Origin of the sequence: Ekhidna sp. (assembly GCF_965221965.1) — a bacterium.
Taxonomy (GTDB): Bacteria; Bacteroidota; Bacteroidia; order Cytophagales; family Cyclobacteriaceae; genus Ekhidna.
This window is the reverse complement of sequence record NZ_OZ244926.1, coordinates 3229051-3248353: the sequence shown is the minus strand read 5'-3', so window position 1 is coordinate 3248353 and position 19303 is coordinate 3229051. Positions and strand designations below refer to the sequence as shown.

At 41.3% G+C, this 19303-nt stretch carries 19 protein-coding genes and 1 tRNA gene; 14 read left to right on the top strand and 6 right to left on the bottom strand.

Annotated elements, in window-relative coordinates; all coding sequences use genetic code 11:
• Window positions 1-47 precede the first annotated feature (47 nt).
• The 6 genes from ACOQON_RS15300 to ACOQON_RS15275 all read left to right on the top strand — a co-directional run bounded on the left by ACOQON_RS15300 (window position 48) and on the right by ACOQON_RS15275 (window position 5643).
• A complete protein-coding gene (locus ACOQON_RS15300; RefSeq protein WP_420576292.1) occupies window positions 48-431 on the top strand; it encodes an ArsR/SmtB family transcription factor in 384 nt (127 codons plus the stop codon).
• The gene (locus ACOQON_RS15295; RefSeq protein WP_420576291.1) at window positions 428-1114 is read left to right on the top strand and encodes a YjjG family noncanonical pyrimidine nucleotidase; all 687 of its coding nucleotides are present in this window, start codon (window positions 428-430) and stop codon (window positions 1112-1114) included. The genes ACOQON_RS15300 and ACOQON_RS15295 overlap by 4 nt, the downstream gene beginning before the upstream one ends.
• Window positions 1115-1196: 82 nt before the next feature.
• A complete protein-coding gene (gene pruA, locus ACOQON_RS15290) occupies window positions 1197-2822 on the top strand; it encodes an L-glutamate gamma-semialdehyde dehydrogenase (RefSeq protein ID WP_420576290.1) in 1626 nt (541 codons plus the stop codon).
• Entirely contained in the window at window positions 2822-3238 is a 417-nt protein-coding gene (locus ACOQON_RS15285) for a VOC family protein (protein WP_420576289.1), read from the top strand. Before pruA ends, ACOQON_RS15285 begins: the two co-directional genes overlap by 1 nt.
• A 60-nt stretch (window positions 3239-3298) precedes the next feature.
• Window positions 3299-4087 carry a hypothetical protein gene (locus ACOQON_RS15280; RefSeq protein WP_420576288.1) on the top strand — a complete coding sequence of 263 codons (789 nt, stop codon included), beginning with the start codon at window positions 3299-3301 and terminating at the stop codon, window positions 4085-4087.
• 29 nt (window positions 4088-4116) lie between these two features.
• Window positions 4117-5643, top strand: coding sequence for a sensor histidine kinase (locus tag ACOQON_RS15275; protein ID WP_420576287.1), 1527 nt, complete (start codon window positions 4117-4119; stop codon window positions 5641-5643).
• Here the strand turns inward: ACOQON_RS15275 and ACOQON_RS15270 are convergent.
• Both ACOQON_RS15270 and ACOQON_RS15265 read right to left on the bottom strand, forming a co-directional pair.
• Window positions 5640-6041 (bottom strand): response regulator, encoded by a 402-nt coding sequence (locus ACOQON_RS15270; protein WP_420576286.1) that lies wholly within the window; start codon window positions 6039-6041, stop codon window positions 5640-5642. The two genes, ACOQON_RS15275 and ACOQON_RS15270, sit on opposite strands and share 4 nt — an antisense overlap.
• Before the next feature lie 284 nt (window positions 6042-6325).
• Window positions 6326-6399, bottom strand: a tRNA-Asn gene (locus ACOQON_RS15265).
• 242 nt (window positions 6400-6641) lie between these two features.
• On the opposite strand from ACOQON_RS15265, the gene ACOQON_RS15260 reads away from it, so the two are divergent.
• The 3 genes from ACOQON_RS15260 to ACOQON_RS15250 all read left to right on the top strand — a co-directional run bounded on the left by ACOQON_RS15260 (window position 6642) and on the right by ACOQON_RS15250 (window position 9874).
• On the top strand, window positions 6642-7070 hold the full coding sequence (locus ACOQON_RS15260) for an Hsp20/alpha crystallin family protein (protein WP_420576285.1): 429 nt from the start codon (window positions 6642-6644) through the stop codon (window positions 7068-7070).
• Between the two features lie 154 nt (window positions 7071-7224).
• Complete coding sequence (locus tag ACOQON_RS15255) at window positions 7225-8691, top strand: Do family serine endopeptidase (RefSeq protein ID WP_420576284.1); 1467 nt, start codon at window positions 7225-7227, stop codon at window positions 8689-8691.
• Window positions 8692-8758: 67 nt separating this feature from the next.
• Window positions 8759-9874 (top strand): NAD(P)/FAD-dependent oxidoreductase, encoded by a 1116-nt coding sequence (locus ACOQON_RS15250; protein ID WP_420576283.1) that lies wholly within the window; start codon window positions 8759-8761, stop codon window positions 9872-9874.
• Here the strand turns inward: ACOQON_RS15250 and ACOQON_RS15245 are convergent.
• Window positions 9867-10727 (bottom strand): UbiA family prenyltransferase, encoded by an 861-nt coding sequence (locus tag ACOQON_RS15245; RefSeq protein WP_420576282.1) that lies wholly within the window; start codon window positions 10725-10727, stop codon window positions 9867-9869. The genes ACOQON_RS15250 and ACOQON_RS15245 overlap by 8 nt on opposite strands.
• Before the next feature lie 53 nt (window positions 10728-10780).
• Between ACOQON_RS15245 and ACOQON_RS15240 the strand changes: the two genes are divergently transcribed.
• Together ACOQON_RS15240 and ACOQON_RS15235 are read left to right on the top strand one after the other, a co-directional pair.
• Window positions 10781-11875, top strand: coding sequence for a type III polyketide synthase (locus ACOQON_RS15240; RefSeq protein ID WP_420576281.1), 1095 nt, complete (start codon window positions 10781-10783; stop codon window positions 11873-11875).
• Window positions 11868-12554, top strand: a complete 687-nt coding sequence (locus ACOQON_RS15235) for a methyltransferase domain-containing protein (protein ID WP_420576280.1) — start codon at window positions 11868-11870, stop codon at window positions 12552-12554. Before ACOQON_RS15240 ends, ACOQON_RS15235 begins: the two co-directional genes overlap by 8 nt.
• Here ACOQON_RS15235 and ACOQON_RS15230 read toward each other — a convergent pair whose 3' ends face one another.
• Window positions 12555-13106 carry an EF-hand domain-containing protein gene (locus tag ACOQON_RS15230; protein WP_420576279.1) on the bottom strand — a complete coding sequence of 184 codons (552 nt, stop codon included), beginning with the start codon at window positions 13104-13106 and terminating at the stop codon, window positions 12555-12557.
• A 128-nt stretch (window positions 13107-13234) separates the two neighbouring features.
• Here ACOQON_RS15230 and ACOQON_RS15225 point away from each other — a divergent pair, with 128 nt between their 5' ends.
• From ACOQON_RS15225 to ACOQON_RS15215, 3 genes are all read left to right on the top strand, one after another.
• Window positions 13235-14773, top strand: a complete 1539-nt coding sequence (locus ACOQON_RS15225; RefSeq protein WP_420576278.1) for an aldehyde dehydrogenase family protein — start codon at window positions 13235-13237, stop codon at window positions 14771-14773.
• A gap of 267 nt (window positions 14774-15040) precedes the next feature.
• Window positions 15041-15571 (top strand): YceI family protein, encoded by a 531-nt coding sequence (locus ACOQON_RS15220; protein WP_420576277.1) that lies wholly within the window; start codon window positions 15041-15043, stop codon window positions 15569-15571.
• A 23-nt stretch (window positions 15572-15594) separates the two neighbouring features.
• Window positions 15595-16854, top strand: a complete 1260-nt coding sequence (locus ACOQON_RS15215; protein ID WP_420576276.1) for a hypothetical protein — start codon at window positions 15595-15597, stop codon at window positions 16852-16854.
• 55 nt (window positions 16855-16909) lie between these two features.
• Here the strand turns inward: ACOQON_RS15215 and ACOQON_RS15210 are convergent, their stop codons facing one another.
• Together ACOQON_RS15210 and ACOQON_RS15205 are read right to left on the bottom strand one after the other, a co-directional pair.
• Entirely contained in the window at window positions 16910-17560 is a 651-nt protein-coding gene (locus tag ACOQON_RS15210; RefSeq protein WP_420576275.1) for a hypothetical protein, read from the bottom strand.
• A gap of 39 nt (window positions 17561-17599) precedes the next feature.
• Window positions 17600-19282, bottom strand: coding sequence for a formate--tetrahydrofolate ligase (locus ACOQON_RS15205; RefSeq protein WP_420576274.1), 1683 nt, complete (start codon window positions 19280-19282; stop codon window positions 17600-17602).
• Window positions 19283-19303 lie beyond the last annotated feature (21 nt).

Sequence of the window (19303 nt, the reverse complement as noted above, 5' to 3'; positions counted from 1 at the left end):
AGAGTTTTAGCCAATAAAAGTTTAACTTCGGTAAAAGTAGTGAAAAAATGAGGCTCAAAAATTTCAATCTGACTTTTGGCACCCAGATTTTCAAGTCATTTTCGGATGAGTCTCGTACCCGTATTTTACACTTACTCTACCGACAGGAAGAGCTTTGTATCTCTGATCTCGAAGCGATTTTGGACTTTACACAAACTAAGACCTCCCGTCATATAACGTACCTGAGAAATGCTGGTTTGGTCACGTTCAGAAAATATGACCAGTGGGTCTTCTACAGTATCAAAGAGGAAGGGTACGATATGGTCAGTCAGATATTTGAGTTTCTCAGTAAAGATCCCATCTTACGAAAAGATTTGGAGGTCTATAAAACAATGAATGCAAATCTGGCGTTGGCCAAAAACAAGATAGAGGCGAAAAAGTACAATAGGTGAAGGGAATTAAGCATATTTTCTTCGATCTGGACCACACCTTATGGGATTATGATCGAAGCGCACAGGAAACATTACTGGAAATTTTTGTGAATCTGGAGCTGGCAAAGTCTGGTCTCTCTAAGAAGAAGTTTGTCGATACCTTTTATGAGGTTAATGATAAGCTTTGGGTCAAGTATAATGATGGGCTCATTGACAGGGAATACATCAAAACCGAGCGATTCAATGAAGTCTTCCTTACCTCAGGGATCGAAGTGGCAAAGTCCAAAATGGCATCAGCGTACTTTCTAAGTAATTGCTCGATGAAACCTTATTTGATGGCAGACGCAATAACAGCACTCAACTATCTTGACAAAAAGTATGACCTTCACATCATTACGAATGGATTTTTAGATGCTCAAAACCGAAAGCTAAGCAGCTCTGGCATAGCTAAGTTCTTTAAGGTAATGGTTACGTCTGAGTGTGCAAACTCCAGGAAGCCCAGCCCGGAGATTTTTGAGTATTCTTTGAGCGAAGCAGGCGCAAAGAGAAACGATAGCATCATGATTGGGGATAACCCCCGAACCGATATTCATGGTGCACGAGAGTTCGGAATGAAAACCATTTTTTATGATCCCTCGGGCAGAAAGAAATCCCTGGCTGATTACACCATTCAATCTCACATGGAATTGCTCAGGCTTTTTTAACCGTCACCGAATAACCTATTCCGGTTAAGTTTTTGAACTATTCGCCTTACTTTTGCGCTCCATTCATAAACAAAGAAGAGAGATGCCAAAAGGAAATTTTTTCGTACCAGAACCAATCAATGAACCTGTATTAAGTTATGCTCCCGGCACAGCGGAAAGGGAGGAACTACTAGCTAAATACAAAGAGATGTATAATGAGCAGATTGATGCGCCAATGTACATCGGTAACAAGGAGGTTCATACTGAAACAAAAATCCCAATGACCTGTCCTCATGACCATCAGCATGTATTGGGTCACTTTTCTGAAGGAGGATCAGAACATGTTAAGAAAGCGGTTGATGCAGCTCTGTCTGCAAAGGAACAGTGGGAAAATATGACATGGGAAAATAGAGCAAGTATTTTCCTGAAAGCTGCTGACCTTTTAGCTGGCCCTTACAGAGCTAAGATCAATGCTGCTACTATGCTGGGACAAGGAAAAAATGTGCATCAGGCTGAAATAGATGCAGCATGTGAACTCATCGACTTCTTAAGGTTCAATGTGTCATTCATGCAGGAGTTGTACATGGAGCAACCCATCTCTTCTGAAGGGGTATGGAATAGAATGGAATACCGGGCGCTGGAAGGATTTGTTTTCGCAATCACACCATTCAACTTTACAGCGATTTCCGGAAACCTACCTGCCGCACCCGCAATGTTGGGTAACACGGTGGTTTGGAAGCCGAGCTATACCCAGGTTTATTCCGCACAGGTAATCATGGAGGTCTTCAAAAAAGCGGGTCTTCCAGATGGTGTTATCAACTTGATTTATGTAGATGGACCGGTTGCAGGTGATGTCATTTTCAATCACCCGGATTTCGCCGGGCTTCATTTCACAGGGAGTACGGGCGTCTTCAAAACCCTATGGAAAACCATTGGTGCAAACCTTGACACCTACAAAACATACCCAAGAATTGTGGGTGAAACAGGCGGAAAGGATTTTGTTGTAGCGCACAAGTCTGCGGATGCAAAAGAGGTGGCCACCGGGTTAGTGAGAGGCGCCTTCGAGTTTCAGGGACAAAAATGTAGCGCAGCATCACGTGCTTATATCCCATCGAATTTGTGGGATGATGTGAAGAAATATATGATTGATGATTTGAGGTCAATCAAAATGGGGTCGCCTGAAGACCCATCAAACTTTGTAAACGCTGTGATCGATGAGAGAGCATTTAAGAAGATCACAGGGTACATCGACGAGGCAAAATCTGCAAAAGATGTAGAGCTGATAGCAGGAGGTAATTACGATGGCTCAAAAGGCTGGTTTATAGAGCCAACTGTCTTTGAAGCTAAGGATCCAAAATACAAGACCATGTGCGAGGAAATCTTTGGTCCTGTTCTGACTGTTCATATTTATGATGAGAACAAATTCGAAGAAATTCTAGATGTTGTTGATGGTACATCTCCTTACGCATTGACGGGCGCTATTTTCAGCAAAGACAGATATGCTGTTGATTTGGCAACTCACAAGTTGAGAAATGCAGCCGGAAACTTCTACATCAACGATAAGCCAACAGGTGCGGTAGTGGGACAACAGCCGTTTGGTGGAGCCAGAGGTTCAGGAACTAACGATAAAGCTGGCGCTATGATGAACTTACTTCGTTGGGTGAGTGCGAGAACGATCAAAGAAACCTTTGTCTCTCCAACGGATTACAGGTATCCATTTTTAGGCTAATGGGATTGAGACCTTTCCATTTGGCCGTCCCGGTAAAAGACCTGAAAGAAACACGGGTCTTTTATCGGGATGTTATGGGTTTTGAAGAAGGTCGTTCGTCCGATCGATGGGTTGACTTCAACTTCTATGGACACCAGTTCGTGATTCACATTGTGGACAAAAAGGAAGGTTTGGAGGTTAACCCGGTAGATGATCATCCTGTGCCGGTACCGCACTTTGGTGTTGTGCTAGAATGGGACGACTGGGAAAACCTTTCAGCAAGATTAAAAGAGGCCAACATTGATTTTGTAATTGAACCTTATGTTCGATTTGAGGGAGAAGTAGGAGAGCAAGCGACCATGTTTTTTCTCGACCCATCAGGAAATGCCTTAGAGTTTAAAGCCTTCAAAAACGATTCTGAAATTTTTGCCAAATAGGGTTTGAGAATTCATTTTTAATAAATTCTTCCCTACATTCATACCCCATTTCCTGAGGGTATGAGTACTTCCACAGATCATAGTCTAGAGTCGATCATGCGGCTATCAAAGTCGGAGCTGTTGCAGGGAGGAAAGTTTAAGGACTTTCTTGCAACGCTGGTTCCAATAGTATGTAATTCCCTCAGTGCATATAAAACTTCTTTTTGGCTTTACAGAACTGAAAAAGACGAATTTGAGAGCATACAGTGCTATGATAAGGAAACTAACAATGCTTCAGTAGGAAGCACCCTGGATCCGTCCTCGTTTGAAGCTTTCTTTGAAATGCTGAAAAGTGATCTTTTTACTCACATTGATAGTAGTGACGAATCGGAGGATTTGGAGGAGTTTACAGTTGATCACATGCTTAAAAATCGTTTAAGATCATGGGTTGGTATTCAGGTTTGGAATGATAATCGGCTTTTCGGTATTCTGGCGGTGGAATGGAAGGTCAATAAAGATTTCTCTATTCAGGACCGACTAGTCATGGTCACAGCGGCCTCAATGATCAGTCAATGCTATGACGCCCTACTTCGATTGAAAGAAGATTTTCTGCATCGTAATGAAGTGAATAGTTTGAGGGGAGAAGAAAAAGAAAAAGAAAAGCTGGCGAAGAAGCTGTCTGATCATGCTTTCTACACCTCGCATAGCATTCGTCATCCATTATCAACCATACTTGCCCTTATTGATTTGATTAAGCTGAATTGGGAAAGTCGTGAAGCTTATGAAGAACTGTTGCAGCAATTGAAAATAGAAACGATGAATTTGGATGACGCTATTCGCGTGATGACCGCAAAAATTGAATTAGATTAGTTGCCTCAACCGCGCCAAGAGACTTTGTAATGACCACACGACCTAATCGAATAAAAGAGGTAATTCTACGCCGAAGTTCCTTTATCATTTTCTTGATTTTGATTTTAGGAGCCTTTGGACTACTTCGTATTGTAACGACCCACAAGGACATTGATGATGTAGCTCACATTGATCTTCCGATCATTGAAATTCTGACTCAGATTGAGACTTATCAGTTAGAGCAAGCCATTGCTTTCGAGCGAGCTATCAGGTATGCAGAGGAATTAGAACCAGGAAATGATATTGCTTTACAAGGTTTTGCAGAAGCGGATAGCACGTTTAGATATTTAGCCGAACTGGTGGATATTTTATTGCTGGACGCAGAGCATGAAGTCACAGAAGCTCTTAAGCAAACAAATCAGGAGGCTCAGCGAATTAAACTCAAAGGACTGCTTCTATCAATTAAGAAACTCGAAAGTGATCACACAAGCTATGAAAATCATGCGCTTGAGGTTGTGGACTTACTTGAAGAGGGCAAGTTGAAAGAAGCCGTTTTCGCTTCGGAGCGAGTTGAGTCTGAGGAAGATCAGTTCAACAAGCAGGTTGAGGGGGTTTTAATGCGACATGAAATGTTTACGGAGGCGCTTGTGAAGATTGTTGAACAGGAAGAAGTGCTCTCCATGAAATGGATTGTTACACTGACCCTACTTTTTATCATTCTCTCACTTTTAGCGGTTTATACCTTCAGTTACAAAATCTGGCGTCCGCTTGAAGATATCCGTTCGGGTGCCGAAAAAATTGGAGAGGGAAATCTAAGTGCCAGGATTAAATTAAGCTCGAACAGTATCACCAGTGATATTGTAGACTCTTTCAATGAGATGGCGGATAAGCTACAATATTCGCAGAAAGAGATTGATCAGTTTGTTCATTTTTCTTACAGCACAGCGGATGATCTGAAAGCGCCAATCACCAATCTTGGGTCTTTATTGGACATGCTTGGTAAAGACAATATGAATGCCTCCAACTTCAAGGCGATTCTTAATAACGCAAAAAAAACCAATCGACAACTCGAAAAAACAGTTAATTCATTGGTAGAAGTGAATAAAGTGCGTGAAGAATTGGGTTCTGAAAATGAGGAATTGGATATTGACGAGGTGTTAAAAGAAGTAGTGACAGGCTCAATCACACAAATCAAAAATGCAAATGCTTCTATCAAAAAGGACTTCTCGGAATGTCTGATGATGAGCTATCCTAAATCTCAGCTGAGGGTTATTTTTAAGCACTTGCTCCAGAATTCATTGGCATACAGAGATCCGGAGAAGCCTCTACAAATCAGAGTGAAGTCTAAAAAGGTCAATGGTCATACTACCATCATTTTTAAAGACAATGGGCTCGGCTTTGACTCCATCAAATTCAAAAATGAGATTTTCAGGCCTTACATCAGATTGCATTCACATGTAGACGGATCAGGTCTGGGTTTGTACATCATCAAGATGATCATTGACTACCACCGAGGAGGGGTAAGGGTAGAAAGTGAGCCTAGAAAGGGAGCAACATTTGCCTTGAGGCTGGACTAATTTTTCACCAGGTAGCTTTCATAGATATTCTCCAACAACTCAGGGGAGAGTGGTTTAGAAATAAAAGCTGTGATTTGAGACGTGGAGGAAGCACGTTCTTCATCTTTTGCAGATATAGAAGAAGTGAGCATAATCACTTTGGTGGCCCCATTCATCTCAAGCTTTTCATACTCTTCCATAAAATCCCAACCATCTTTATCCGGCATATTAAGGTCCAAAAAAATTACCTCCGGGCGGTCTTCTGAATCTTTTGTTTTGCTTAGAAATTCAATGGCGGTTGGCACATTATTGATTGATTCCACTTCATCCGCAAACCTGGCGTGCTTAATGATCACCGAGTTGATAGAGTTGACGATATCATCATCATCAACAAGTAAGACTTTTCTAAATTTTTCCAAGCTAAGCGATGGTTTGCTTTAAAGTTAAAAAAGGCAACCAGAAATGCACTGTTCATGTTGTGGCTTTTTTTTAAAATTCGACCAATGTTGATCTAAGGGTGCGTTGCGTCCTTGGAGTGATTAAACAGAAATGATTGAAAATGAAAAAAGCCCAGCGACTTGCCGGGCTTTGCTCTCCCTCTTGGGCTCGATCGGAGTGGCGTTCCACCCAAGGACCCGTCCTTGGTGTTATTTGAAGCAGAATGGTTTTAAATGAAAAAAGCCCAGCGACTTGCCGGGCTTTGCTCTCCCTCTTGGGCTCGAACCAAGGACCCTCTGATTAACAGTCAGATGCTCTAACCAGCTGAGCTAAGGGAGAAGATTTCCTTAAAAAGGAGTGCAAATGTAAGCATCCAATCAACAATTCTCAATGGCACCCGTCAAAAAAATTTCAGCAATCATAAAATCATAAAATAAAGACATAATGACAGTAATTTTTCATGATAATCGAAAAATAAAGACATAATGACATGAAATAATTAATGTTTAAGGCATTGGTACAGAATTCGATCCATTGTCAAACAAAAACATTGAAATTGTAAAACTTAAAACTTAAGGAAAATGGGACTTATAAAGTACAACACAAACGATTACAGACCGACAAGCTTTAGAAGCTTCGTAGACAGGTTTTTCAATGATGAATTTGTTGGTGGCTCTATGCCGACATTTTCACCAAAAGTGGACATTGCTGAATCTGAAAAGGAATATGAAATTCAGCTTCATGTTCCGGGAATGAAAAAGAGTGATTTCAACATCGACTTGAATGATGACCAAATCACTATCAGTGGAGAGAGAAAGTTTGAGAATGAAAAGAAAGAGAAAAACTACCACAGTGTAGAGAGTTATTATGGAACATTCAACAGGACTTTCTATCTACCAGATGTAGTTAACAGAGAAAAAGTTGATGCTTCTTATCAGGACGGGATTTTAACAATCACACTTCCAAAAGATGAGAAGAAAGTCACTAAAAAACAGATAGCAGTTAAGTAAGTGTTTTGAGTAGGTGATTGGGGCGTTCCGGTAGTGCGGGATGCCCCTTTTTTATTTGTTAAGAATGGTTAAGGTTGAATGCTATATCTTAAATGATAAAACCAATTGACCACTTTTACGGTATAAAGACTATCATAAAAAAGGATTTAACGATATGAGTAAGAGAAGTTTAATATTCGCAATGATTTTCTCTTCATTATTTGGAGGGTTAGTTGCCGTGGTTGGGTATTCTTATATCAACCCTCAGGAGCAAATCACACGACAAACATCAGCTTCAACAAATCCGGTCAGTTTAACCAACTATGTCTTTGACTCTGCAGATTTTGTTGTGCCCGAAGGATTAAATTTTGTATTTGCAGCCAAAAATGCGACACCATCTGTCGTGCATATCAGGACTTCTTATAGTGACGGGATGCGGGCAAACAGCCCATTCAATGAATTTTTCAAAGACTATTTCGGAGAGCGTTATGAACGTCGTGGAGGCCCGGCCCGCGGTGCAGGTTCGGGTGTGGTAATATCACCGGACGGATACATCGTGACGAACAATCACGTGATTGAAAATGCTGATGAAATCGAAGTGGTACTCAATGACAACAGGAGTTATCAAGCCAAGGTAGTGGGAGTGGATGAAGATACAGACCTTGCCGTTCTGAGCATTGATGAAGACAACCTCCCGGCTGTCAATTTTGGCGATTCAGAGAAAATAAATATCGGAGAATGGGTGCTTGCCATTGGGAATCCATACGAATTCAGATCTACTGTAACCGCTGGAATAGTTAGTGCTAAAGGGCGAAATATAAATATCCTGAATGGGAGGTATAAAATTGAATCATTCATTCAGACAGATGCTGCTGTGAATCCCGGGAACAGTGGTGGAGCGCTCGTAAACCTGAATGGTGAGTTGGTTGGAATCAATACTGCCATTGCTTCACCATCTGGAGCATTTGCGGGATACTCTTTTGCCGTTCCCGTTACTCTCGTAGAGAAAGTAGCGAATGATTTGATAGAATATGGAACTGTACAACGTGCTCTGCTTGGAATTCAGATTGGGGATGTTGATGCGGATATCGCGGAACGTTTTGATTTGGATGTATTAAGAGGGGTGTACATCAGTGGTGTTGTAAATGGAGGCGCTGCTGATAAAGCGGGGATCGAAGATGGAGATGTGATTATCGCTCTGGATGAAAGACCTGTCAATAATGTTGCCCAGTTGCAGGAACAAGTTGCCATTAAAAGACCTGGCGATGAAGTGAGCGTTACATTCATCAGGGATGGTAGAAAAAAGGTAGTGAAAGCCAAACTTCGAAATGCTGAAGGCAACATGGATATCGTTGAACTGGCATCTGATTTTAGGATAGAAGGGGCCACATTCGTGGATGTTTCTGATGAATTGGCAGATCGACTGGACATTGATGGTGGTGTTCAGATCAAAGAACTTGGAGATGGGAAATGGCGTGATGTACGGATGAAGGAAGGCTTCATTATTACAGGTATTGACAATGAGGAAATAAGAAATATCCGTGATTTGGAGAACTATTTTATGCGACCAAGAACAGACGGAATTCTAATCGAGGGTGTTTATCCGGATGGAAGCAAAGCACACTACGGTTTAGGGTTATAAATAGCTAATTTTCATATTTTCAGGCCCGCCCTTCGTGGTGGGCTTTTTTATTTCATATTTTCGGTAAGTGAAAGATGTGATCATCATTGGAGGAGGGCTTGCAGGTCTTACAAATGCAATATTGCTTAACCGGGCAGGCCTGAGCGTGCAGTTATTTGAAGAGAAAAAGTATCCCTTTCACCGCGTTTGTGGAGAATATATTTCCAATGAGGTTATCCCCTTTCTTTCCAATCATGATTTATTTCCCGAAGAGTTAGATCCATCGCGACTGTCTGAGTTTCACTTGACATCTGTTTCTGGTAAAGGTCTAAAAATGCCACTTGACTTAGGCGGATTTGGAGTGAGTAGATACGCTTTTGATCAATGGCTACTGGAAAAAGCAACAGCCGAGGGTGTTCTTTTCATTAATGAACGAATTATTGATGTGAATTACAATGATGATGGTTTTGAAGTGAAGGATAAGGATGATTTAGTCCATGAAGCCAAAGTGGTCATCGGTGCTTTTGGCAAAAGAAGTTTGATGGATAAACAACTTCAAAGGGACTTCCTGAAACGAAGATCTCCTTACGTCGGGGTGAAGTATCACCTCAAAACAAATGAAGTAGCTAATGATGTCATTGCTCTTCACAATTTCAAAAATGGCTATTGCGGTATCAGTCGCATCGAAAATGACACCTTCAACCTGTGCTATTTATCTCATCGATCCAACCTGAAGAGTGCAGGATCTGTTGAAGAAATGGAGGAGCAAGTACTGAAAAAGAATCCGTATTTGAACCGCATACTTTCCAACAGTGAAATGCTTTTTGAGAAGCCGGCGGTGATCAATGAAATCACCTTTGAGAAAAAAGAGCCGGTTTACAATCATGTACTTATGTCTGGGGATTCGGCTGGTATGATTACTCCACTTTGTGGGAATGGAATGGCAATGGCCATCCACTCAGCTAAACTACTAAGTGAGACCCTCATTGAAAGCTTTAAGAATGGATTTGATCGCGATCGGGTAGAAAGGGAATACCGGCACAAATGGAATAATTTGTTTGCCCGTCGTTTATGGGCAGGCAGAAAAATTCAACGACTTTTCGGTTCGCCGGCTATTTCAGAATTCGCAGTTTCTTTTGGTAAATGGGTGCCTCCTTTTGCATCATACCTCATGAAGCAAACCCATGGAGAGCCTTTTAGCTGATTGCGAGATAAGCAAAGACCACATTGAGCATTAATGAAGAAATAAGGTTTAGTCGCATGGTTGATTCAAAATTGGCTGCATTACGATCTTTTCGTGTCCTCAAGTACCAGGTAGAAAAATAGATCAGTATCGGGATCATGGCCCCAAGAAATATGAGTCCTGCAGGAATAGGAAATTCCGTCTGGAAAAAGTAGAAAAAACCCACACTTGAAATAAGAAATGAAATGGAAGTAAAGTGAAAGGTACCTAATATGCCTAGCTTTTGACTGATCGTAATATCACCACGTTTTGCATCTTCTTCGTGCTGGTAAATCTGTGTCATTGGATAAGAACCTAAAAGCAAGAGTGTGCTAAGAATGCCGGGAAATTGAATGTTCCATTGAAAGGTGCTTACAAACGACACATCATTAATGGCAATGTAGCTGAGTAAAAATGTGAAATACCCCTGAAATATCCCTGCAGCTAACCATCCAAGAATCGGATATTTCTTTAGTCGGATGGATGGGTGGCTATAGGCTTTGGAAATGAGGCCATATATGAAAATCATTAGCATAAACTCTAATGAAATAGCCCATCCAATAATCAAACCTAGTGTATCTAAAAGAAGCGAAACCCAATAAAGTTCTTTGCTTACTTGTGGAGGTCTTTTCAATCCCCCGATACTTTTCTCGTCCTTATCGAAATAGGAGTTGTATCCATTGCTCGCTGGATAAATCAAAAAGTGGAGCACTAAAAATGTCAAAATGGCATTTTGGATATCAATATCCTTAGAAACCGCCAATGCAAGCAGATAGACAGGCAAAAGGAAAAATGAAAAGGGAATACGTAAGTGAAGTAGTGTGGATTTTTTCAAGTTGAATTAATCTTCGCGACCAAAGTTTGGTTAATATTAATGAACTACTGGCAATGCCCACATATATAAACACGATAGAAACTGCGCTTCCGCCAAATTTGGCCAATCAGAATCAGATTGCTGATTTCATGGTTGAGCACCTGAATCTCAATGAAAGAGAAGAAAAAAGATTGCGTGTTTTATACCGAGCAAGCGGCATTAAGCAGCGCTATTCTGTATTGAGGGATTTTGCTGAAAACCTAAATGGCCAGAGCTTTTTCAAGGAAGATGCTTTTCCTTCCGCAAAGCCACGGATGTTGATTTATCAAACACATGCGATAAATCTTGCCAAAAAAGCATGTGAAAACGCCATTAAAACAAGTGGGATTAATAAAAGCGAGATTACTCACTTAATTGCTGTAAGCTGCACCGGAATGTATGCCCCGGGATTGGACATTGAATTGATTGAACAGTTGGGACTCTCCACCTCAACACAACGAACCTCGATCAATTTTATGGGCTGCTATGCGGCTTTCAACGCGATGAAAGTTGCTGACAATATCATTTCATCGAATCCTGATGCTAACGTTTTGATTGCATGTGTGGAGCTATGCAGCATTCATTTACAAGAGAAAAAGGATGATGAAAACCTTTTAGCCAATGCCATTTTTGGAGATGGTGCAGCCGCAATGATACTTACATCCAGTCCGTCGAACAGATCACTTGAAATGCGCAATTTCTTTAGCGATTTAGCACTCAATGCACGAGATGAAATGGGTTGGTACATTGGCGATCATGGATTTGAAATGCACCTCACGAGTAAGGTGCCGGATGTTATCAAAGAAGGCATTGGACAGTTGACGGACCGGCTTTTGGAAAAAATTAAACTTCAGGTTTCAGACATTGATTTTTTTGCAATCCATCCAGGAGGCAAGCGCATCCTGGATGTAATTGAAGAGAAGCTTCACATCACGAAAGAACAAAATAAAGCTGCTCGTGAAATTCTGAGTTCTCATGGCAATATGTCTTCACCGACTGTACTTTTTGTTATTAAGAGGATACTGGAAAGCATGACTGTCGCTGATGATCAGAAGCATTTATTGAGCTTTGCTTTCGGCCCAGGACTTACAATGGAAAGTGCCGTTCTAAAAACACATATTCATGCTTGAGCATCGCTCTGCTGAAATCGAGATTATGGATGATCTCTCCATTTCAGGAGAGGTTATTAATCAAACGCTTAGGGAATTAAATACCATTAACAAAAGACTCGGTGGCAACAAAATCAGTGTTTCTGCCTTTCAAAAATTTGTCAACGATAAAGCGGAGGTAACACTGGCAGATCTGGGTTGTGGAGGAGGCGATATTATGATGGAGATGGCAAAGTGGAGTAGAGAGAACGGCATCAAGGCGACATTTGTAGGCATAGATGCAAATAGAAATATTGTTGACTATGCTACTGGACATACCAGTGCGTATCCTGAGATTTCCTATCAGGCGATCAATATTTTCAGTGAGGAGTTTAGGTCGCAAACCTTTGATATCATCCATTGCTGTTTGTTTTTGCATCATTTCACCAACGAACAATTGATAGAACTTTTTTCTCAGTTTCGAAAACAGGCCAGGGTTGGTGTCATTATGAATGATTTACACCGACACCCTCTTGCATATTGGAGCATTAATTTGCTCACCTCATTATTTTCGAAATCAGCAATGGTAAAAAATGATGCTGCAATTTCAGTAGCCAGGGGATTTAAGAAAAAAGAGTTGATAGAAATCTTAAGCAAGGCAGGAATAACTGATTATTCATTGAGCTGGAAGTGGGCGTTTAGATGGAAGCTGATCTTCTAATTATCGCCATTCACCAAAAATCAGGTTGCCTTTTGCTTCGGCATCGCCAGACTTGAAAAAGTTGTTCAGACCTTCTACCATTTCATCTGCAGAAATAAAATGATCTCCGTTCGTATCCAATTCTTCAAATCCCTGAATAGCCATTTTATGGGAGATATTGTAAATGGTGAGCATATTGGCATATTCCTCTTGTGAAATCAGTTTATCCTTATTCATGTCAAATAAGTCGAATATATGCCTGGATGTTCGTTGAATATAGTGATCCAGAATTCCCTCATCTTCTGACTCCACCTGGTCTCTAAAAAAAGCTATCCAATCCCAAAGAGTCAAACTAAGCTCAGGATTATGTAAATCTGTGAGTAGCTGTACAAATAGTCGATGCGATTTTAATAGGATTAATTTGGCGCTCCTTGATTTTTCACTAAGGCCAAGTTGCTTAACGATTTTCTTTCCAACGTTTACAAAATCGTTTGGCTGAAGTTGCCCATTCCGATCGATATCTAACACATTAAAGAGGTGATGAACCTTTCTTTTTTGTGTTTCAGAAAACACGAATCGGGGGCTTGAGTGTGATGTGGTGGTTACGCTCCCCATTTTTTCAACCCTCAATTTACAAAATAATTTCCACCCTTCCACGCATTTCTTAGTTTTGCGCACCAATTCTTAATAAACAAAACATCATGTCCCAGGATATTCAATCAATTCTAAAAAGACTTCAGGTAGATGCAGACAATAAAGGAGCTGCAATAGGCCATAAATGGTTAACAACTTCAGGCGAAAAGCTAGCTTCTAATTCACCAGTAGATGGCAAAGTGATTGCAAACGTGACTTTAGCTGATGAAAAAGCATACGATCAGGTGATAGCAGAGGCACAGGCGGCCTTTAAAGAATGGCGATTATTACCAGCGCCTCAGAGAGGTGAAATCGTTCGTCAGCTTGGAAATGAGTTACGAGAGTATAAGCAAGAGCTTGGCTCATTGGTGTCCTATGAAATGGGTAAATCCTTGCAGGAAGGATTAGGTGAGGTACAGGAAATGATTGATATCTGTGACTTTGCTGTCGGACTTTCACGTCAGCTTTACGGATTGACCATGCACTCTGAAAGACCATCTCACAGAATGTATGAGCAATGGCATCCACTTGGTGTTGTAGGTATAATTTCAGCATTCAACTTCCCTGTCGCCGTATGGTCATGGAACGCCGCGCTTGCATGGGTATGTGGTGATGTGTGTGTGTGGAAACCATCCGAAAAAGCGCCTATCTCCGCGATTGCCTGTCAAAAGATTGCTCAACGAGTATTTGAGAAAAATAACATTCACCCGGGTGTATGTGGACTGGTGATAGGCGATGCAGAAATTGGAAAAAAACTTGCAGCAGATACTAGAGTTCCGTTGATTTCAGCGACAGGATCAACCAGAATGGGTAAAAAAGTTGGAGAAGTTGTTGGAGCTAGATTGGGTAAACACATTCTTGAATTAGGCGGAAACAATGCAATTATTATATCAGAACATGCAGATTTGAATATTGTGGTTCCTGGCGCTGTGTTTGGAGCAGTTGGTACGGCAGGTCAAAGATGTACATCTACTCGTCGCTTGATTATTCATGAAAGTCAATATGAGGAAGTAAAGAAAAGATTGGTTAAAGCCTACGGTCAGTTGCGAATCGGAGATCCTTTGGATGAAAACAACCATGTGGGACCATTGATTGATACTGATGCAGTTGAAATGTATAAATCTGCTATCGAAAAAGTAAAAGCAGAAGGAGGTAAGACTGTGGTTGAAGGTGAAGTGCTTTCAGGCGCTGGCTATGAGTCTGGATGCTACGTGAAGCCAGCTATTTATGAAGCTGAGGCAAATTTCGAGATCGTTTGTAATGAAACATTTGCTCCGATCCTTTATTTGATCAAATATTCTACAATAGAGGAGGCTATCGATATTCAAAACGCTGTTCCTCAGGGACTTTCTTCTGCGATCATGACCACCAATATCAGAGAGTCTGAATTGTTCCTTTCGCATGCGGGATCGGATTGCGGGATTGCGAATGTAAATATTGGTACCTCCGGTGCTGAGATTGGTGGAGCTTTTGGAGGAGAGAAAGAGACCGGAGGAGGTCGTGAATCCGGCTCAGATGCCTGGAAAGCATACATGAGACGTCAAACCAATACGATTAACTATTCCACTGAGCTACCGTTGGCTCAGGGAATTAAGTTTGAGCTTTAATTGAGATGTCGTTCAACCACTGAATGTGGTGGAGCTGCTCTTATTACTTACTTCTTTTCTATAATATGACTAAGGCCTGCAATGCAGGCCTTTTTTGTTTCCAACCAATTCAACACGCTGAAACTCACAAAACTGATTTTTGTCATTTTTTAATTGTTGAAAAATCATACAATTAACTGTTGAAGGTCATACACATGTCTGTGAAAGGTCATGATTCACACTTGACCTCAATTCTAATTTAGCACCTGAAAACAAATCCATTAGGCGATGAAATACTTATTATTAATAACAGCACTATGCGGGTTTTTCGGAGCAGGCCAGATCAATCTGATATCCGAAAAGAGTTCCATGAAAGTAACCGGAACTTCTTCCCTGCATGATTGGGAAATGGAGGTGGAAGAATTTGATGTTACCGGTGTTGTCACCGAGACGCAAGTTCAAAACCTAAAAGTAACTGTTGTTGCAAAGTCAATGAAAAGCGGCAAGTCCATTATGGACGGCAAAGCTTATGACGCAGTGCAGGCAGATGATTATCCTCAGATAATTTTTAAAGCAAAAACATTAAACATCAAAGGGACAAAAATTACAGGTGAAGGCACACTTGAGATTGGCGGTGAAAGTAGACCGATTGATCTGCAGGCCGACATTGTAAAGAATGCCACAGCTGAAATGCAGCTGAAAGGCTCGGTTCCAGTGACAATGACCGACTTTGATATTACCCCACCCACAGCCATGTTTGGTACGCTTAAAACCGGGGACGATATCGTAATCAACTATGACATTTTAATAACAAAATAATTATTCATTAAACAACCTGAATTATGAAAACTTCAATATTTAAACAAATACTAGCGGGTGTGATGCTGTTCGGGACTGTAGCAGTCTACGCCCAGTTGCCTTCTATCCAATACTATAGGTATAACGATAAGAGAGGTGTGAATGTCTTCGAAACAAGCAAAGAAGACACAGTAAAATACGAAGGATTGAAACTACGAGTAGGTGGTGACTTTTCCTTCATGTTCCAAGGAATTTCTCAAGAGAATGACCTGGTAGGTGACACATTGGTAGAACTTGCTAATAACTTTTCTTTACCTACAGCAAACTTGAACTTCGACGTTCAGCTAGCTGACGGTGTTCGTATGCACTTGAGAACTTATTTATCTTCCAGAAACCATACAGAAGCCTATGTAAAAGGGGGGTATCTCCAAATGGATAAACTGGATTTCATAAGCCCTGGATTCCTTGGCGGATTTATGAAAATGGCCACCATTAAAGTGGGTATGGATGAAATCAACTACGGTGATACTCACTTTAGACGCTCTGATAATGCTAGGGCAATTTATAATCCATTTGCAGGAAACTACATCATGGATTCTTTTACAACTGAGCCATTCTTGGAAGTTACTATTCAAAACAATGGAATTATTGGTCTCGTGGGGATGTCAAATGGACGCTTAAATCAAAAGCCGACTGCAGGAGATGATGGTCGTGTGTTTTATGCCAAACTGGGCTATGATAAGCAAATGAATGATGATCTAAGGTTCAGACTGACAGGGTCTTTATACAGCAGTAGTGATAAAGGTACGAGAGATTATCTCTACAATGGTGATAGGGCAGGTGCTAGATACTATAATGTATTAGAAGGAATCAATGATGGTGGTAGTGCCTTCTTACCAAGGTTGAATCCTGGTTTTGCTTACCACACGGCATTCCAAATCAACCCATTTGTTAAATATAGTGGTCTTGAATTCTTCGGTGTGTTTGAAAAAACATCTAATGGTGATGATGCAACGGGTGGAAGCTTCACACAATTAGGCGCAGAGCTACTCTACAGATTTGGAACTACAGAACAACTTTACGTTGGAGGTAGATATAACTCTGTGACAGGTGAGTTTGCAGATGGACTGCCAGCAAGTGATGTAAACAGGTTAAATCTTGGTTTTGGATGGTTTATGACACAAAACATTGCAACTAAATTGGAATATGTCACTCATAAGTATGAAGGTGACGGCTGGAACGGTACTAGGTTTCAGGGAGCTCAGTTCGACGGAATCGTGATAGAGGCGACAATCGGTTTCTAGACTTAGTTCAAACTTAATGGATGAGGCCGCTCAATTTTTGAGCGGCTTTTTCTTTTTAGAGCGATGAAACTTTCATCCTGATTACGAACTCAATTTCAATATCATCGGTGACTTTGATCATTCCAAACATCTTGGTGGGTGGCTCAATGTTGAAATCAGTCATGAGCAGTTCTTTATCTCCTTTCAAAGTCATCTGTGCAGAGGAATGATTGATAACTTTTCCTCCTTTAACCTGAATCTTTTTCCTCACTCCTGCAAGCAGTACTTCCACTTCCGCATCCACATCCAACTCCTCAAAAGCATCATTGGAAGGATGAAGTGTTATGGAATTTAGTTGCAGGTATAAGTAAGGTTCGTCTTCAGCTTTTAGCAATTCCTGGAAGTCACTATCCATCGCACGGATACCACACGCGAAATGATCTACCCTGTATTTTAGTTTGAGCCCTTCAAACTCCAGCTTTTGGTTCAGCCAGATATTTTTCACAACGATGGAATCGTTGAGTGCCGGCTGATCCATTTTACACTGGAACTTATTCACATTCGTCTCTCCCTTTATAACGATAGAGCTCGCTGTGATTTTTACCTGATGATAATTAGTGTTCCCTCCACCATTTTGCGTTATACCTTTCAGAGAAGTAAGTAGAATAATTGAGACGACTAAGAATTCTTTCCTGCTAATCATGACATAATAATATACAATGTACATGAATAGGCAATCTTCTTGCCAGCTTAAGTAGCTGAAGATTTAGAACAAGCCGGTTATGTTACCTTGATCGTCTATGTCTATATTCTCTGCAGCAGGAATAGCTGGAAGACCAGGCATGCGTAGCATTTTACCAGTGATCGGGATGATAAATCCTGCGCCCGCTGCAATTTCCACTTCTCTTACATGCAAGGTGAAATTTGTGGGTCGTCCGTAGTAAGCCGCATCATCCGAAAAGGAACTTTGGGTTTTAGCTATACAGACAGGAAAATGTCCATAGCCCAGTTTTTCTGCCCTTTTTAACATTGATTCTGCACTCACGCTATAAACAATTTTATTGGCTCCATATACGCGTTCGGCAATGGACTGTATCTTATCCTTAAATGAATCTTCAAGTTTATAAGTTGGAGTAAAAGCGCCCTCACATTGCTCGGTGGCAGTCACTACCTTAGTGGCAAGGTCCTCCATGCCTTTACCCCCATTGGCCCAGCCGTCGGAAAGAGCAACTTCCACCGCATGGCTTTTGCATCTTTTTACAATACACTCCATCTCGGCTTCTGTGTCAGACACAAATTTGTTGATTGCTACAACCACCGGGATCCCGAACGACTTAATGTTTTCAATGTGCTTTTCGAGGTTTCCAAGCCCTTCTTCAACCGCTTCAACATTCGGTGCTTCCAACTCATCTTTCTTTACCCCTCCATGATATTTTAAAGCTCTTACTGTAGCCACCAATACCACAGCTTTTGGACTGATTCCACCTGCCCGACACTTGATATTGAAGAATTTTTCAGCCCCCAAATCAGCCCCAAAGCCTGCTTCTGTTACAACATAATTAGCCAGGGATAGCCCGATTTTCGTTCCGATCAATGAGTTGGTGCCTTGAGCAATGTTCGCAAAGGGACCACCATGAATGATGGCCGGGTTGCCCTCTAGTGTTTGTACCAGGTTGGGTTTTATGGCGTCTTTGAGCAAGGCTGCCATTGCTCCATGGGCATTGAGGTCTTTGGCGTAGATGGCCTCCCCCGTGAAGGTATCACCTATATAAATATTTCCCATACGCTCTTTCAGGTCTGACAAATCTTTTGCCAGGCAAAGGATCGCCATAATCTCTGATGCTGCGGTAATATTAAACCCAGACTCTTGCAAGAATCCCCCTTGCTTTCCTCCGAGACCTGTTACTATGTTCCTGAGCGATCGGTCATTCATGTCCATAGCCCAGCGCCATTTAACTGTACGCGGATCTATTCCGAGATTTCTTGATCTTCCGTAAATATTATTATTGATTAGTGCTGAAAGCAGGTTGTTAGCCTTTTCGATGGCAGCAAAATCTCCATTGAAATGAAGATTAATGTCTTCCATGGGGATAAGTTGAGAATATCCTCCCCCGGTTGCTCCCCCTTTTATTCCAAAAACCGGACCCAATGACGGCTCTCGTAGAACAGCCATCGCTTTTTTACCGATGCTATTGAGGCCATCCGTAAGCCCAACAGATACGGTTGTTTTACCCTCTCCGGCAGGAGTTGGGGTGATCGCGGTGACCAGGATCATGTTGCTTTTCTTAATCTTATCTTCATCAATGTAGGAAAGAGGAATTTTCGCCTTGTATTTTCCGTATTGTTCTATTTCACCGTTTGTGAGATTTAGTTTTTTTGCGATTTCCTCAATATGTCTTAAAGTGGCCTTTTGAGCTATTTTGAGGTCGGGGCTTTCGTTTTTGATCATATCATCGAGATTTTTTGGTGC

Excerpts from the sequence above, each read along its gene's own strand:
- ACOQON_RS15220 (WP_420576277.1), top strand. The coding sequence starts at position 15,041 with ATGAAATACTTATTATTAATAACAGCACTATGCGGGTTTTTCGGAGCA.
- ACOQON_RS15275 (WP_420576287.1), top strand. The coding sequence starts at position 4,117 with ATGACCACACGACCTAATCGAATAAAAGAGGTAATTCTACGCCGAAGT.
- ACOQON_RS15215 (WP_420576276.1), top strand. The coding sequence starts at position 15,595 with ATGAAAACTTCAATATTTAAACAAATACTAGCGGGTGTGATGCTGTTC.
- ACOQON_RS15260 (WP_420576285.1), top strand. The coding sequence starts at position 6,642 with ATGGGACTTATAAAGTACAACACAAACGATTACAGACCGACAAGCTTT.
- pruA (WP_420576290.1), top strand. The coding sequence starts at position 1,197 with ATGCCAAAAGGAAATTTTTTCGTACCAGAACCAATCAATGAACCTGTA.
- ACOQON_RS15210 (WP_420576275.1), bottom strand. The coding sequence starts at position 17,560 with ATGTACATTGTATATTATTATGTCATGATTAGCAGGAAAGAATTCTTA.
- ACOQON_RS15255 (WP_420576284.1), top strand. The coding sequence starts at position 7,225 with ATGAGTAAGAGAAGTTTAATATTCGCAATGATTTTCTCTTCATTATTT.
- ACOQON_RS15205 (WP_420576274.1), bottom strand. The coding sequence starts at position 19,282 with ATGATCAAAAACGAAAGCCCCGACCTCAAAATAGCTCAAAAGGCCACT.
- ACOQON_RS15240 (WP_420576281.1), top strand. The coding sequence starts at position 10,781 with ATGCCCACATATATAAACACGATAGAAACTGCGCTTCCGCCAAATTTG.
- ACOQON_RS15300 (WP_420576292.1), top strand. The coding sequence starts at position 48 with ATGAGGCTCAAAAATTTCAATCTGACTTTTGGCACCCAGATTTTCAAG.
- ACOQON_RS15235 (WP_420576280.1), top strand. The coding sequence starts at position 11,868 with ATGCTTGAGCATCGCTCTGCTGAAATCGAGATTATGGATGATCTCTCC.
- ACOQON_RS15225 (WP_420576278.1), top strand. The coding sequence starts at position 13,235 with ATGTCCCAGGATATTCAATCAATTCTAAAAAGACTTCAGGTAGATGCA.
- ACOQON_RS15280 (WP_420576288.1), top strand. The coding sequence starts at position 3,299 with ATGAGTACTTCCACAGATCATAGTCTAGAGTCGATCATGCGGCTATCA.
- ACOQON_RS15285 (WP_420576289.1), top strand. The coding sequence starts at position 2,822 with ATGGGATTGAGACCTTTCCATTTGGCCGTCCCGGTAAAAGACCTGAAA.